Raw genomic sequence first — 13,628 nt, 5'->3', positions numbered from 1 at the left:
TTCTCCGAAGTAGCTGTTCCAAATATGTACCGCTCTGGTACATTTCGATATGAGCAAGATTAGAACCTGTTCTAGGAGTTGTCCATGGTTGCGCGCAGATCCGCCCCGACGGCACGGGTGGTCCAGGTACTGGATTTCTTCGTCGAGCGGCGCGGCAAACGCTTCGGACTCTCCGAACTGGCCCGCGAACTCGACCTGGCCAAGCCGACCTGCCTGGGCATCCTCACCGAACTGACCGCGGGCGGCTATCTGATGCGCGACCCGAACACCCGCACCTATGGCCTCGGACCAGCGCTTATCGCCGCGGGCCGGGTCGCGCAGGACAGCTTTGCCATCGCCGGCATCGCGCGCGCCGAGCTGGAGAAACTCACCGCGCTCTACCGCACCACCTGTACCGCGTCTGCCGTGGTCGGCGAGCAGATCATGGTGCTGGAGAGCACCGGTCCGGGCCTGGTCAAGGTGGGTGCCGCCTATCATTTCGCACCGCCCGTCGGTCTGATGTACGTGCTCTGGGATACCGACGCAGCCTTCGACGCCTGGTTGCGCAAACCGCCGACGGTGCCGCTGCGCCAGGACGAGGCCCGGCTACGCCAGATCGTGACGGAGTGCCGCGAGCGGGGCTACCTGGTCGAAAGCCTGACCACGACAGGTCGGCGGTTGTACGCTTTGCTGGCCGGGGTCGCGGCCAGCGACCTACCCAATGAGCTGCGCGAACTCGTCGGCGAACTGGTGACCAGCCTCGGCGAGCGGGTCCATCTCGGCACCGAACTGCGCCCACGCAAAGAACATCCGGTAAGCCTGCTCGCGGCACCCACCTATGGCGGCGACGGCAGACAGAACATGGTGCTGACGATGTATGTCGGAGCCGCCATTACCGGCGCCGAGATCGACCGTCGCGGAACGGCACTCGTGGCCGCCGCGGATCGCGTGACGGCCGAATCCGGGGGTCACAAGCCGGATGCCCACCATTGACCAATGGCCGAAACGTGTTCTAGTTTTGGGTCGTGAGCCAGTACGAGAAGTCGACGGCGAGCACCTACGAGCTGCCTCATCTGGACGCGCTCGAGGCCGAGTCGGCATATATATTCCGGGAAGTCGCCGCCACCTTCGAACGGCCGGTGCTGCTGTTCTCCGGCGGCAAGGATTCGGTCGTCATGTTGCATCTCGCGGCGAAGGCATTCTGGCCGGCGCCGCTGCCGTTCCCGGTGCTGCATATCGATACCGGACACAATTTCGACGAGGTCATCGAATACCGCGACCGCACGGTCGAGCGGCTCGGTCTGCGACTGGTGGTCGGCAGCGTGCAGGACGATATCGATGCGGGCCGGGTGAAGGAGGAGACCGGACCGCGCGCCTCCCGAAACCGTTTGCAGACAGCCACTTTGCTGCGCTCGATTCGCGAGGGCGGATATGACGCGGTATTCGGCGGTGCGCGCCGCGACGAGGAGAAGGCGCGCGCCAAGGAGCGCGTATTCAGCTTCCGTGACGAGTACGGGCAGTGGGATCCGCGCAATCAGCGACCGGAGCTGTGGAACCTCTACAACGGCCGCCACAGCAAGGGCGAACATATCCGAGTGTTCCCGCTGTCCAATTGGACCGAGCTCGATATCTGGCATTACATCGCCGCCGAGGGCATCGAGCTGCCGTCGCTGTACTACGCGCACCGTCGACCGGTGGTGCAGCGCGACGGAATGTTGTTGGCGCACACACGATTTCTCACCCTGATCGATGGCGAACAGCCGTACGACAGCACGGTGCGATTCCGGACGGTCGGCGATGCGACATGCACCGGATGTGTCGAATCGACGGCGGCCACCCCGGCCGATGTGGTCGCCGAAGTCGCCGCCACCCGAATCACCGAGCGCGGCGCCACCCGCGCCGACGACCGTATTTCCGAGGCCGGCATGGAAGACCGTAAGCGGGAAGGGTATTTCTGATGACGACCACCACCCTGTTGCGTCTGGCCACCGCGGGCAGCGTCGACGACGGCAAATCGACGCTGATCGGCCGTCTGCTGTTCGATTCCAAGACGATCTTCACCGATCAGCTCGCCGCGGTGGAGCGGACCAGTAAGGCGCGCGGTGACGACTATCCGGATCTGGCGCTGCTCACCGACGGTCTGCGCGCCGAACGCGAACAAGGCATCACCATCGATGTCGCGCACCGCTACTTCGCCACGCCCCGGCGCAAATTCATTATCGCCGACACCCCCGGCCACATTCAGTACACGCGCAATATGGTCACCGGCGCCTCCACCGCCGATCTCGCGCTGATCCTGGTGGACGCGCGCAAGGGCATTGTGGAACAGACTCGACGGCATGCCTTCCTGGCCAGCCTGCTCGGCATCCCGCACCTGGTGCTATGTGTGAACAAGATGGATCTGGCCGGATGGTCGCAGGACCGGTTCGAGGAGATCAAGGAGGAATTCGTCGGCTTCGCAACGAAACTCGATGTATCCGATCTGACCTTCATTCCGATGTCGGCGCTGCACGGTGACAATATCGTGCACCGTGGTGCGAGCATGCCCTGGTACGAGGGCTCGCCCCTGCTGCACCACCTCGAGGAGGTGCATATCGCCTCGGACCGTAATCTCATCGATGCGCGATTCCCGGTGCAATATGTAACCCGCAGGCACGCAGTGGATTTCCGTGGTTACGCGGGCACCGTATCCGGTGGTGTCTTCAAACCGGGCGACGAGGTCGCGGTATTGCCTTCGGGATTCACCACCACGGTCGAGGCGATCTGGGGTCCGGGCGGAACACCGATCGCGGAAGCCTTTCCACCACAGTCCGTTACCATCCAGCTCGCCGACCACCTCGACGTATCCCGTGGCGATCTGATCTGCCGCCCCGCGAACCGGCCCCATATCGGACGCGATCTGGATGCGATGGTGTGCTGGTTCGCCGAGGATTCCGAACTGACCCCTGGCGCGACCTACACCATCCGGCACACCACGCGCACCGCGACCGCCGAGGTACGCGCCCTGGACTACCGGCTCGACGTCAATTCCCTGCACCGCGATGAGAGCGCGAATTCATTGTCGCTCAATGAGATCGGGCGCATCCAGCTACGCACTCGTCAACCCCTGCTCTTCGATCCGTACCGCCGCAACCGCACCACCGGCAGCTTCATCCTGATCGACGACACCACCAACAACACCGTCGCCGCGGGCATGATCACCGGACCGACCCTGCCCTCCTCCCGTGTCGTCTGGCATGCCACCGCCGTCGGCCGCGACGAGCGCCCGACGGCGGGGTTGACGGTCTGGCTCACCGGCCTGTCCGGCTCCGGAAAGTCCTCCGTCGCAGTGGAACTGGAGCGTCACCTGGTCGCAGCGGGCCGCCCGGCCTTCCTGCTCGACGGTGACAACCTGCGCCATGGCCTCAATGCCGACCTCGGCTTCGGCGCCGCCGATCGTGTCGAAAATGTCCGCCGCGTGGGCGAAGTGGCGCGACTGTTCGCCGAAGCCGGTGTGGTCGCGGTGGTTTCCCTGATCAGTCCCTACGCCACCGATCGCAATAAGGTCCGTGCAGTGCACGAGGCCGCGGGCATCCCCTTCGTCGAAATCTTCGTCGATACGCCACTCGAGATCTGCGAAGCCCGCGATCCCAAGGGCATGTACGCCAAGGCTCGGGCCGGTGAAATCCGCGGTTTCACCGGCATCGACGATCCCTACGAGGCGCCCACCCGAGCCGAACTGGTGCTGCGGCCCGCGGACGGCGATCCGGCGGCCATGGCCGCGGCCATCCTTGCCAAGCTGGCCGAGCTGGACTGATATCGGTCAGGGATTCGCCCGCAGCGCGGCGCCCATCCAGTCGAATACCGGACCGAGGGTCGGCGGGACGGTCCAGCCGTTGATGATCGAGAGGAGTTGCCAATAGCGTTCGGCGCGTGGATCTCCCGCGACCTCGAGCCGGGTCAGCAGCCAGTTCCGTAGCTCGGCGTCATCGGGACGGCCGAATGTCGTCGCGTATGCGGCGGTCAGCTCGGCGACCAATGGTACGGCCGCGGCCGATGACGGTGCGATTCCGGCTGCGAGCGCCTGGCCGACTCGTTCGCGCACGAGTTCGGTCAGCTCGTGGTGCAGGCCGGTGGTATCGCCGTCGGCGCGCTGCGCGGCCTGGTATTCCGCCATGCGGCGCACCGATGCGCGGAAATCCGGATCTCGGGTGAGTTCGGCGAGTTCCACCCAGGCCCGCACCTGGGCGGGTTCCGGGTCATCAGGCAGTTCCGGCATTGCCGAGCGAATGAGATCGGCGAATTCCGGGTTGGCATCGGTACCACCGAAGGTGTCTTCGACGAATTCGGTGATGAGGCGGCGTTTTTCGGCGTCGGAGAGTTCGACGAGCTTGTGCATGAGTTCCATCTCCTCGGGGGTCGAGCCCCGCTCGGCTATCGCTCGCAACACCGTGCGCCGCACCCGAAGCGTGCTGATCTGGAATTCCAGTGCGTCGGCATGTGCGGCCGCGACCTCGGGCACCGTCAGCTTGCGGTCGAGCACCTGTCGGATGGCGGGTAGATCGATGCCGAGTTCGCGCAGGGTGCGCACCAATTGCAGACGGGTGAGCGCGGCGTCGTCGTAGAGCCGGTAACCGGCGGGGCTGTGGGTGGTCGGCGGCACCACACCCGTGTCGGCATAGAGCCGGATGGTCTTGACCGAGAGGCCGGTCTGTTCGGCCATCGCGCCGATCGGATAAAGCGTGTCGCCGTCCATACCCGTACTCTCCTGTCTCCCCTTGGTGGAGACGCAAATCCCCGCGCGATGCTACGGCTCAGCCGATGGTGCGGAAGAACTCGCGGATATCGCCGATGAGCAGGTCGGGCCGGGCATTAGGCTGAGGCCGGATCGTAGCCCGGAGTCGATGTGTCGATGCGGTTCGAACGCTCGCTGCGGAGATATGCGTAGACAGCCCGCCAGAGCCACATCTATCCGGAGCTCAACCGACTCGCTGACGTCATCGGGCTAGGAGTCTGTGGTCCGTGACTCCTGGTGCGGTTATTCCGGTTCCAGCGGCGCGGGGGCCAGATCCATCCGGAGAAACTCGGTGATGCGCAATAGCCGTGGCGGGTGGGACTTTTCAGGTAGGGCTTGGAGGGCTTCGGCGGCGCTGACCAGGCGCGGTGTGCCGAGTGCCAGGTCGCGGCCGTCGATTCGGAGGCGGGCGTGGCCGGCGGCCAGGATGTTGCGGACCCAGTCCGAGCGGGAGCCGTAGACGAGGATGAACAGGTAGCCGCCGTCGACGGGGTAGGCGTCGAGTGGGGTGCGGTAGGTGGTTCCGGAGTTGCGGCCGGTGTGGGTGAGGACCGGCCATTTGCCGCCCGCGAGGGCGCGGGGGTTGAAGACTCGCTTGTTGACGTGGCCCCACCATTTCGGCATCGGCATGAGAATCTCCTCGGTTGGCTTACGGGCGTAAGGCTGGCTTACATATGTAAGGGTGACTTACGCTTGTAAGCCTGTCAATGGATTCAACGAGGAGCCACTCATGACACGACCAGCGCTCAGCAGGGAGCGGGTGCTCGACGCCGCCATCCGCGTCGCGGACCGTGGTGGCGCGGAAGCCATCACCATGCGGCGGGTGGCACAGGAGCTCGGGGTGGAGGCGATGTCGCTTTACCACCACGTCCCGAACAAGGACGCGATGCTCGACGGCGTGGTGGACGCCGTGTTCACGGCCATCGAACTGCCCGTGGCCGAGGGGGATTGGCGGACCGCGATCCGGGCGCGCGCCGAATCCGCGCGGACCGTGCTGTTCCGGCATCGGTGGGCGCTCGGGCTGCTGGATTCGCGGCCCACGCCGGGATCGGCCACGCTGCGGCACCACGACGCCGTCCTCGGCGTCCTCCTGAACGCGGGCTTCACCCTGGAGTTGGCCGCGCACGCGGTCTCATTGCTGGACAGCTACATCGGCGGATACGTTCTGCAAGAAGCGAATCTGCCGATGACGACGTCGGCCGAGGTCCAGGACGTGGCGGACGGTATCCTCGCGGCCCTGCCCGCGGACGAGCTGCCGCACCTCAGGGCGATGATTGTCGACCATGCCCTGCGGCCGGATTACGACCACACCGCCGAATTCGACTTCGGCCTCGACCTGATACTGGACGGCCTCGAGGCACGGCGAAAGGCCGACGCAGCCGCCTGAATTCGCGTGACGAGCAACGGAAATCGCGAGAGGCCGGCTACGGAATTCAGGTGGTCAACCGACCTGACTCGGCACCGCGAGCGTCCGGGCCCCCAGCCGCAGCAGCTGCACCACGCCCGCGATGATCAGCGCGGCCGTCACCACGACGTACATATCCCGGAACCTGCTGCCACCACGTCCAATTCAGTTCCGATGCTTGCCGTTGGGCACCACGCCCGGCCCGATCAGGAACACGGCCGTGAACCCGGCGATGGTCGGCGTGGCAGCGACCTCGACCCGTGGATCAAGCAGGTCCGTGAAGCAGGACTCACAGCTCGATCCTTTCCTGCGCGGCCTCGAACAGGACCACGATGCTGTGGCGGCCGGCCTCAGCCTGCCCTACAGCAACGGGCCACTCGAAGGCGTCGACACCAAAGCAAACTGATCAAACGACAAACGTATGAGCGGGCCAGCTTCCGCCTGCTCCGGCACCGAATCCTGCTGTCCTAGCGGCAACCACCACCGGAAGCGCAAGAGCCGTGTTATCGGGGTGTCGAGGCTCAGGAACACCCGCGACCAGCCTACGGCCGGTCGAACTCGCCATCGTTCACGCCAGCGGTGAACGCGTCCCACTCAGCCGGAGTGAACACGAGCGCCCCGCCGGTCGGGTTCTTGGAGTCGCGCATACCGACCATGCCCCCGTCAAGATGGGCGATTTCGACACAGTTGTCGTTACCGCCACTGTGGCGGCTCTTGAACCAGTGTGCCCCCGACAGGTCGATGCTCACGACATGTACTCCTTCGCTACCCGCCTCAGCAGGCGTTTGCTTTCAGCTACGTCCAACGCTACCCGTTGGATCACCCGAAACGCCTCCCGGTACGCGCGAACACTGCGAGGAGTCTCCAGGTGCATACTTCCTGCGAAGCTTTCCACATACACAACTGGCGGCTCGGGCGGCTTGCCGTCGCCGAAGTCGAGCAGGGTGAACGCATCGACCGCCTTACCCATGGGGTATCCGGCGTCATCAGGCAGTACCCGTACCGAGACGTTCGGCGGCAAGTCCGCGAGGTACCGAAGCTGTCGGCTCATCAATCGCGGCCCGCCAACGATCCGCCGCAGTACGCCCTCGTCGATGACTAGATCAACCTCGACGGGGGACACTGAACGGTGAATCAGGTGCAGGCGCTTACGCCGCACCTCCATCCGTTGTGCCCTTTCTTCGGGCGAATCATCGCGAAAGTAGATGCGGTCCAGTACTTCTGCGTATTCCTGGGTCTGGAACAGGCTCGAAATGATGTCCGGCCGATACACGGTCAGCCGTTCCGCAGCAGCTTCAAGGCCCAAATAGACTTTGAAGCTCGGAGCCAGCATATCGGTTCGTTCGTCCCACCAACTTTGCTCGCGTCGCTGCGCTGCAAGGGTTTTCAGCTCGTCGAGCCGATCCATCCTTTGATAGAGGCGACAGAGCTTCGTCAGCTTTGCATCGTCAATCTTTGACGCCTTCGCACTCTCCAGCCGTTGAAGTGACCCCGATCCCATGCCGACGGCCTTCGACGCAATCAGGATCGAAAGGCCGGTCTCGCTTCGCATTTCTCGCAAGATGCGCCCCAACTGGCGGTGCGGTACGCCATTCACGACCGTTTCGTCAGGCGAATTGGGTGACGACGCAGCGTTGGCGTTGTCGTTACTCCCGCTGCTCAGTGGCTCATCCATCGCTTGCGCCTCTCAATTCTGCTGGACAGATCGCGCGATCATTGGGTGGCGCTTTCTGCCGATTTCGGGTGACGAATATTCGCGCCAATGGGTGACTCTACCTGCAAGTTTGGGTGATCTACTGGGGAAACGAGCCAGTTCAGTTGGGTGGCACGTTGGGTGACCCAAGTACCTCGAACGAGTGATGTTATAGGCGTCTGCTCGGCTCGACGCCGGAAACCGATCTTTTGCAATCCGCTGCCGGCCGAGCGCACCTTAACCGCCGTACTGAGGGGGCACGATGTTGAACCCAGAACCACCGCAACGGATTCCGCTTGTCGGACCGCCTGCCGCACTCGCGGTCGGTGTTCCTGCTGATGTTCTCGAGCAGTACCTCAACGCCCTACATGAGTGGCAACCGTGGCGAACCCACACCGAACAACCCGATACTGAGGTCTAAAACCGATGGACCACATAGCTTTTGGTGATAGTCCATTGACGCGCTGCCACTTCTATCGGCGGGTATGCGATCTGCCCGCGCACATCGATCCGCCGCACCTGGGCCGCATCATCATGAAGGCCGAACACGTTTGGGCACTGATGCTTCCTGCTCACCTCGGCCAGGCCGTGAAAATACATATGCAGCACCAGGGTTCGGACATTGGTCCAATCCTGTCGCATCCACGCTCGAACCGCTGGACGTACTTGGTCAGGCCCGACATCCCCGATGACGTGCGCCTGTTCGCCGAGATGTTCCGTCTGAACGTATCGGTGGTGCGAACCGGTGGCACTGTCGCGTTACCGTCACCGGTCGACCAAGGTGAGCAGTTCCGGCGCTGGATCGAACCACCCCGATGCGCGTTCCGACCGTCCGGGCTTGTGGTGGTCGACGCGATCCGCGCCTGCTCAGGGCAGTGCCGGCCCGTGCAACGGAGGGACGCTCATGCTTGAGTGGTCCGTGGACGGCGTGCGGGTCTTCGACGACCGCGCCGACTTCGCGCCCAGCGGTTCCGGAGTTGTGCGCCATGAATGAGGTTGAACGGCAATGTAGGACCGAGATCGCGCCGTCGGTGGTGGCATTGCTGAAGGTTTTTCATGAACACACGCCAGAGAAATTGAACCTCGCGCCTATCGATAGCGTCAGGCTCTGCCACACCTCCGACGGGATTACCGAGGTGGATGAAGACGGTTGGTCCGCCGACTACGACGACGACCGAAGCAACGACGAAGCGATGGATGTCCTGCCGGTCAGTGTCATAGACCGCGAGAACCCGTGAGCGCGAACGTATCTCCGAACCCAGGAGAGCCGGATGTGCATCTGAGCGTGTTCCTGCACGGAGCACGATTCGACTTCGCCGCCTGCCTCACCGCGGCGCTGACTTTTATGCAGGAGCACCAAGCGCGGCACTACGCCGATGCGGTGACCATGGACCTTGGCGATGCCAGCGGCTACCCGCGTCTCCCCAATGAACGGTTGTATGTGGGCCCCTGATCGAACACACATCCAGCTTCCACCAGCTCAAGCCTCCTGGGACCACACGCTGTCCGTGTGTCCGGCCGGCCGCAGCGACGGCGGTCACCTGGTGATCACTTGGGCGCCGGCGGATGTTCTCACCACCGAGGCGAATGCATACTTCGATGGACGGGCTACCGTCCGGGCCGCCGTCGACACCGGGTCCGCCAGTGCGGCAGTGGTCGGAAATCGCGCATGTCACAGCATGCAGGAAAGTCGAAAGGACAACGATCAATTTGTTCAACCGGTTGCTGGCTGTCTCGGGTATCGCGGGCGCGGTACTCACAGCCACCGTCGTCGGACTGGCCCCGCAGGCCAGTGCGCGGCCCTTCCCCGCGGGGGTGTCGTGTTCGGCCACGAGTTGCCGTAACGACACCGACGACACCTATCTCATCGAAGCCTGGCAGCACTGCCGCATCATCGGCACCGCAATAGAAACCGAAACCCCCTTCAACGTGGTGGTTCGACCCCACGAAACTGTGGAAGTCAAAGGGGTGAACTGCCCACCGCATGTGACAACTGAACCTTCGACCCTGGGCAACGATTTCCCCAAGAGAACTACTCAACGGCCGACCGAACCAACACGTATCGGCTATTCCGACGCTGTGATATACGACCCCAACGCCCCCAAGGTCCGCACTGGCTCGGCCAGTTGAAACCACCAGACGCAAACACATGACTGTGATTGATCCGCGATGACGGCGGATTCCGGGCGGTTGTGGGCACGAAATGGGGGCGGCCGAGCTCGAATGCCGAAACCAGCGCGGCCATCTCAGCGCTGCTGATTCGCCGTCCAGCTCTACTCCATCGTGCCCCCGAACCTGGTAGCACAAGAGCGGCCCAGCACCTCGAAGGGTGCCGGGCCGCTCCCGTGCCTACTGCATCTGCTCGCGTCGGTCCGCCGGTCGACGGATGCATTCCGGCCCCGAATCAGGTCCCATCCGCGGACATCGAGGCCAGCCGGAAAACGACACCCAATCGGCCCGCCGGGTCATCGGCGGATCGAGGCTGACGTCCCCGCCCGCGGGTAACCCCCCGGCAGGGCACCACCGTCTAGCCGGACTCGCGTTCGGCCGCCTGGAGCCGCCGCCACTTGGCCATCGACTGTTCGATCTCCTCGCGCAGGAACGCGAAGAACCGGCGGGTCTCGTCCAGCCGCCGCCCGGCGGGGGAGTCGGGACCCAAGAGAGCGGCGCCCTCGTCGGCGCCGGCCTGCACCTGGACCAGAACCGGATCGGACTGGCTGACGAAGTGGCTCCAGGTGTGCTCATGGATCCGGCAGAAGTCACGCCGGCTACCGGGTTCCCGGCCCCGTTCGACCAGCCGCACCTGCACCAGGTACTTGACCGCCCCCGAGATCGCCGACGCGCCGCCGCCTAGTCGCTCGGCGAGCTCGGCGGCCGACAGCTTGCCGGAGTCGGTGACCATCAGCGCGGCATACACGCGGGCGGCCATCCGGGGCATGCCGGATTCCACCATGATCTGTGCGAACCGTTCCCGGAAGTCGGCGATCGCACTCTCGTCTGCTCGCGTCACCGAAGCAGCCTCCTTGCTGTCGCCTCTGCAGGCGAATCTCGTCATATATTTCACGAAATTCGCGAAATATGAGTAGCGTAGCTGGTGTGCAACACACCGAACTCATCGGAGTGCAGAAGACCGCCAGCCCCGTCCTCAGGGCCAAAGCACTGGATAACCGGCTGTCGGACCCGATCCTCGGCGACAAATACGCCGAGCAGGCGATGCGCCGCCTCGACCCCGACTACGACAACCGCAGATTCGGCACCAGCCAGATGGGCCTCGTCGCCGTGGTACGCGCCAAGGCCCACGACGACTGGGCCCGAAGCTTCCTCGCCGATCACCCCGACGCCGTGGTGCTGCACCTGGGCTGCGGCCTCGACGCCCGGGTGTACCGGATCGACCCGCCCGCCACCGTCGACTGGTACGACCTGGACTACCCCTCCATCATCGAACTGCGGCAACAATTCCTGCCGCCGCGAGAGCACTACACCCTGATCGGCTCCAGCGTCACCGACCCGACCTGGCTGGACCGTATCCCCCGCGGCCGGCCCGTGCTGATGATCGCCGAGGGACTGGTGCCCTACCTGACCGAGGCCGACGTCCGGCGGCTGCTGACCAGCGTCGTCGACGCCTTCCCCACCGGCCAGATACAGTTCGACACGGTGGCGGTGTGGGCGTGGCGCACCTCGAAGTGGGACCCAACCCTGCGCAAATACGACGCCCGGTTCCACTGTGGCTTCAACGATCCTGCCGCGCTGGCCAATTGGCACCCGCGGCTCGAATTCGTAGACGAGGCGCCGATAAGCGACTCACCGGTGCTGATGGCCAAAGCGCCCGCGAACGTACGCCGCATGTTCCGCCTCTTGAACCTGCTGCCGGGCATGAAACGGTCCACCCGCATCGTGCGGTTCCGCTTCTAATCGAACGGTGGAGCCAGGCACTGCTTCACAACCGCGTCCATCACGGTGCACACGAGCACACGAAGACGCTCATCGGCACTATCGCCGGGTGCGAAGCCCGCACCGGATGGGCGGTCCGCAATCTGCGAAATCCTCTGCGCGGTCCTGCTTTCCGTGCCCTTGCACCGCATGTCCAGCCACCTCGGCATGGGTGATCTCCCAGGTCTGCGCTGCTCGCCTGGACCAACTGCTCACCGAAGGGAGCTGAACCACGATAATGGTCCGACTATGACGGACTCCCTGCTCCACCAGCGCTTCCCCGAACTGGTCGGCACGCTGCCGTTCGCGCGGCTCGGTGTCGCGCCGACACCGGTCCGCCCGCTGGACCTCGGCACCAACAGCAGTGTGTGGTGCAAGGACGAAAGCGGGTATGGCTCCGGCGGCTGGGGTGGCAATAAGATCCGCAAGCTGGAGTGGCTATTGCCCGAGGCCCGACGGCGCGGTGCCCGCACCATTCTCACCTTCGGCGGCACCGGAACCAACTGGGGTCTGGCGACGGCACTCTACGCCCGGGAATTCGGCATCGACACCGCGCTGGCGCTGGTCGACCAACCGGTGGACGACCACGTCCGCGCGCAGCTGCGACGACTGGAAAACTCCGGTGCCACCCTACATTTCACGCACAGCAAGTTGCGCACCGTCCTGGCCGCACCATGGCTGCTGCTGCGGCATATGCACGGGCGCACCCCACCGTATCTGGTGCCCGTCGGCGGATCGTCGCCGATCGGCGCACTCGGCTATGTCGAGGTCGCATTGGAACTGGCGGCGCAGATCGCCGCGGGCGAACTACCGCAACCGACACATCTGGTAACCGCCGTCGGATCCGGTGGCACGGCAGCGGGTTTGGCCCTCGGCCTACGGCTTGCCGGATTGCGCACCCGCGTCGTCGGTGTCGTGGTCAACGACTCGCTCCCGCTCGACGCGCGGCACATCGTCAAGCTGGCGAACCGGGCTGCGGCGCTACTGCGCGCACGAGGCGCGGAATTCACCTCGCCCGGTCTGCATCCCGACGATGTGACGATAGTGCGCGACTGGCTCGGGCCGGGTTACGGCCAGGAAACTCCGGCCGCCGTCGCGGCGAAGAAGCTCGCTGCGACCAATGGGCTGGAACTGGAAACCGTTTACACCGCAAAGGCTTTGGCCGGACTCCTGGATATGGATACCCGTGGCGACTTCGGCGATGGACCGGTGCTCTTCCTCAATACCTACGGGCCTCGTTGATCCGGATCCAGCCCCAGAATCACCGCCAGCACCGCGCGCAGCCGATCCACATCACCCCGAATGCCGGTCACCGCATCCTGATACAGGAACGCCTCGATGAGCCGGACCAGGGCATACGCGAACGTCTCGGTGTCGACCCGGTTCTGGTAGCCCTCCGCGATCGCGGTATCGAGAATATCCGCGACCACGCCGACCACCTTCGGTTGTACCGGCCCGTCACTGGTGGTGATGATGCGGCCAGCGGTGGCCTGTTCGGTCGCGATGAAATACCGGTATGGCTCGCTGCGCGTCAGCCACTGCGCCATCCGGTCCAGCATGGCGAGCACCCGCGACGCGCCGGTGCCGTCGGCGCGCGTCTGCGCCGCGACGACCATCTGCTCGAATTCCGACACGATGACCGCGCCGAGTAGACCGTCGCGCGAACCGAACCAGCGGTAGATGGTCGCGCGCGACAAACCGAGTTCCGCCGCGATCGCCTGCACATCGACCCGCTCACAGGCCAGGAACTGGGCACTGGCCGCAGCTAACACCTGGTCCTGGGAGGCGGCGGCGGGACGGCCGACGGGACGGGCGGCACCGGAGGTGTTGGTCATCCCAGCCCTGGA

General features: G+C 64.7%; 16 protein-coding genes and 1 pseudogene. 11 read left to right on the top strand and 6 right to left on the bottom strand.

Features of this window, described 5'->3' with window-relative positions; genetic code table 11:
• The first annotated feature begins 84 nt into the window (after positions 1-84).
• From AB0J29_RS01505 to cysC, 3 genes are read left to right on the top strand one after another with little or no spacing between them, the layout of a single operon-like run.
• A complete protein-coding gene (locus tag AB0J29_RS01505; protein ID WP_364777346.1) occupies positions 85-972 on the top strand; it encodes a helix-turn-helix domain-containing protein in 888 nt (295 codons plus the stop codon).
• 32 nt (positions 973-1,004) lie between these two features.
• Positions 1,005-1,937: a sulfate adenylyltransferase subunit CysD gene (gene cysD / locus AB0J29_RS01500; RefSeq protein ID WP_364777343.1), complete on the top strand. Its 933-nt coding sequence runs from the start codon at positions 1,005-1,007 to the stop codon at positions 1,935-1,937.
• The gene (gene cysC / locus AB0J29_RS01495) at positions 1,937-3,775 is read left to right on the top strand and encodes an adenylyl-sulfate kinase (RefSeq protein ID WP_364777340.1); all 1,839 of its coding nucleotides are present in this window, start codon (positions 1,937-1,939) and stop codon (positions 3,773-3,775) included. The genes cysD and cysC overlap by 1 nt, the downstream gene beginning before the upstream one ends.
• 6 nt (positions 3,776-3,781) lie before the next feature.
• On the opposite strand, the gene AB0J29_RS01490 is transcribed toward cysC, so the two are convergent.
• Both AB0J29_RS01490 and AB0J29_RS01485 read right to left on the bottom strand, forming a co-directional pair.
• Complete coding sequence (locus AB0J29_RS01490; RefSeq protein ID WP_364777337.1) at positions 3,782-4,714, bottom strand: MerR family transcriptional regulator; 933 nt, start codon at positions 4,712-4,714, stop codon at positions 3,782-3,784.
• A 282-nt stretch (positions 4,715-4,996) separates the two neighbouring features.
• Positions 4,997-5,383: a nitroreductase family deazaflavin-dependent oxidoreductase gene (locus AB0J29_RS01485; RefSeq protein ID WP_364777334.1), complete on the bottom strand. Its 387-nt coding sequence runs from the start codon at positions 5,381-5,383 to the stop codon at positions 4,997-4,999.
• 100 nt (positions 5,384-5,483) lie between these two features.
• Between AB0J29_RS01485 and AB0J29_RS01480 the strand changes: the two genes are divergently transcribed.
• Both AB0J29_RS01480 and AB0J29_RS01475 read left to right on the top strand, forming a co-directional pair.
• A complete protein-coding gene (locus AB0J29_RS01480; protein WP_364777331.1) occupies positions 5,484-6,140 on the top strand; it encodes a TetR/AcrR family transcriptional regulator C-terminal domain-containing protein in 657 nt (218 codons plus the stop codon).
• Between the two features lie 270 nt (positions 6,141-6,410).
• A pseudogene (locus AB0J29_RS01475) lies at positions 6,411-6,629 on the top strand (transposase); the annotation flags it as partial.
• A gap of 71 nt (positions 6,630-6,700) precedes the next feature.
• Here the strand turns inward: AB0J29_RS01475 and AB0J29_RS01470 are convergent.
• Both AB0J29_RS01470 and AB0J29_RS01465 read right to left on the bottom strand, forming a co-directional pair.
• Complete coding sequence (locus AB0J29_RS01470; protein WP_364777328.1) at positions 6,701-6,907, bottom strand: DUF397 domain-containing protein; 207 nt, start codon at positions 6,905-6,907, stop codon at positions 6,701-6,703.
• Entirely contained in the window at positions 6,904-7,833 is a 930-nt protein-coding gene (locus tag AB0J29_RS01465; protein ID WP_364777325.1) for a helix-turn-helix transcriptional regulator, read from the bottom strand. The genes AB0J29_RS01470 and AB0J29_RS01465 overlap by 4 nt, the downstream gene beginning before the upstream one ends.
• A 444-nt stretch (positions 7,834-8,277) precedes the next feature.
• Between AB0J29_RS01465 and AB0J29_RS01460 the strand changes: the two genes are divergently transcribed.
• The 4 genes from AB0J29_RS01460 to AB0J29_RS01445 all read left to right on the top strand — a co-directional run bounded on the left by AB0J29_RS01460 (position 8,278) and on the right by AB0J29_RS01445 (position 9,981).
• Positions 8,278-8,763: a DNA-directed RNA polymerase subunit beta gene (locus AB0J29_RS01460; protein ID WP_364777323.1), complete on the top strand. Its 486-nt coding sequence runs from the start codon at positions 8,278-8,280 to the stop codon at positions 8,761-8,763.
• 74 nt (positions 8,764-8,837) lie between these two features.
• Positions 8,838-9,089, top strand: coding sequence for a hypothetical protein (locus tag AB0J29_RS01455; protein WP_364777321.1), 252 nt, complete (start codon positions 8,838-8,840; stop codon positions 9,087-9,089).
• A gap of 35 nt (positions 9,090-9,124) precedes the next feature.
• On the top strand, positions 9,125-9,304 hold the full coding sequence (locus tag AB0J29_RS01450) for a hypothetical protein (RefSeq protein WP_364777318.1): 180 nt from the start codon (positions 9,125-9,127) through the stop codon (positions 9,302-9,304).
• A 257-nt stretch (positions 9,305-9,561) separates the two neighbouring features.
• The gene (locus tag AB0J29_RS01445) at positions 9,562-9,981 is read left to right on the top strand and encodes a hypothetical protein (RefSeq protein ID WP_364777316.1); all 420 of its coding nucleotides are present in this window, start codon (positions 9,562-9,564) and stop codon (positions 9,979-9,981) included.
• A 397-nt stretch (positions 9,982-10,378) separates the two neighbouring features.
• Here the strand turns inward: AB0J29_RS01445 and AB0J29_RS01440 are convergent, their stop codons facing one another.
• A complete protein-coding gene (locus AB0J29_RS01440; RefSeq protein ID WP_364777314.1) occupies positions 10,379-10,861 on the bottom strand; it encodes a MarR family transcriptional regulator in 483 nt (160 codons plus the stop codon).
• Positions 10,862-10,947: 86 nt separating this feature from the next.
• Here AB0J29_RS01440 and AB0J29_RS01435 point away from each other — a divergent pair, with 86 nt between their 5' ends.
• Together AB0J29_RS01435 and AB0J29_RS01430 are read left to right on the top strand one after the other, a co-directional pair.
• Positions 10,948-11,763 (top strand): class I SAM-dependent methyltransferase, encoded by an 816-nt coding sequence (locus tag AB0J29_RS01435; RefSeq protein WP_364777312.1) that lies wholly within the window; start codon positions 10,948-10,950, stop codon positions 11,761-11,763.
• Positions 11,764-12,030: 267 nt separating this feature from the next.
• Positions 12,031-13,023 carry a pyridoxal-phosphate dependent enzyme gene (locus tag AB0J29_RS01430; protein ID WP_364777310.1) on the top strand — a complete coding sequence of 331 codons (993 nt, stop codon included), beginning with the start codon at positions 12,031-12,033 and terminating at the stop codon, positions 13,021-13,023.
• Here AB0J29_RS01430 and AB0J29_RS01425 read toward each other — a convergent pair.
• A complete protein-coding gene (locus AB0J29_RS01425; protein ID WP_364777308.1) occupies positions 13,008-13,616 on the bottom strand; it encodes a QsdR family transcriptional regulator in 609 nt (202 codons plus the stop codon). The two genes, AB0J29_RS01430 and AB0J29_RS01425, sit on opposite strands and share 16 nt — an antisense overlap.
• Positions 13,617-13,628 lie beyond the last annotated feature (12 nt).

The sequence above is a fragment of the Nocardia sp. NPDC049707 genome (genome assembly GCF_040674855.1).
In the GTDB taxonomy this organism is placed as follows: Bacteria; Actinomycetota; Actinomycetes; order Mycobacteriales; family Mycobacteriaceae; genus Nocardia.
Note: the sequence above shows the minus strand (reverse complement) of the source record. Positions and strands in the feature narration are given on the sequence as shown.

What these genes read in the sequence shown, in the direction of transcription:
- AB0J29_RS01505 (WP_364777346.1), top strand. Translation starts at nt 85, where the DNA reads ATGGTTGCGCGCAGATCCGCCCCGACGGCACGGGTGGTCCAGGTACTG.
- cysC (WP_364777340.1), top strand. Translation starts at nt 1,937, where the DNA reads ATGACGACCACCACCCTGTTGCGTCTGGCCACCGCGGGCAGCGTCGAC.
- AB0J29_RS01490 (WP_364777337.1), bottom strand. Translation starts at nt 4,714, where the DNA reads ATGGACGGCGACACGCTTTATCCGATCGGCGCGATGGCCGAACAGACC.
- AB0J29_RS01485 (WP_364777334.1), bottom strand. Translation starts at nt 5,383, where the DNA reads ATGCCGATGCCGAAATGGTGGGGCCACGTCAACAAGCGAGTCTTCAAC.
- AB0J29_RS01480 (WP_364777331.1), top strand. Translation starts at nt 5,484, where the DNA reads ATGACACGACCAGCGCTCAGCAGGGAGCGGGTGCTCGACGCCGCCATC.
- AB0J29_RS01465 (WP_364777325.1), bottom strand. Translation starts at nt 7,833, where the DNA reads ATGGATGAGCCACTGAGCAGCGGGAGTAACGACAACGCCAACGCTGCG.
- AB0J29_RS01460 (WP_364777323.1), top strand. Translation starts at nt 8,278, where the DNA reads ATGGACCACATAGCTTTTGGTGATAGTCCATTGACGCGCTGCCACTTC.
- AB0J29_RS01455 (WP_364777321.1), top strand. Translation starts at nt 8,838, where the DNA reads ATGAATGAGGTTGAACGGCAATGTAGGACCGAGATCGCGCCGTCGGTG.
- AB0J29_RS01430 (WP_364777310.1), top strand. Translation starts at nt 12,031, where the DNA reads ATGACGGACTCCCTGCTCCACCAGCGCTTCCCCGAACTGGTCGGCACG.
- AB0J29_RS01425 (WP_364777308.1), bottom strand. Translation starts at nt 13,616, where the DNA reads ATGACCAACACCTCCGGTGCCGCCCGTCCCGTCGGCCGTCCCGCCGCC.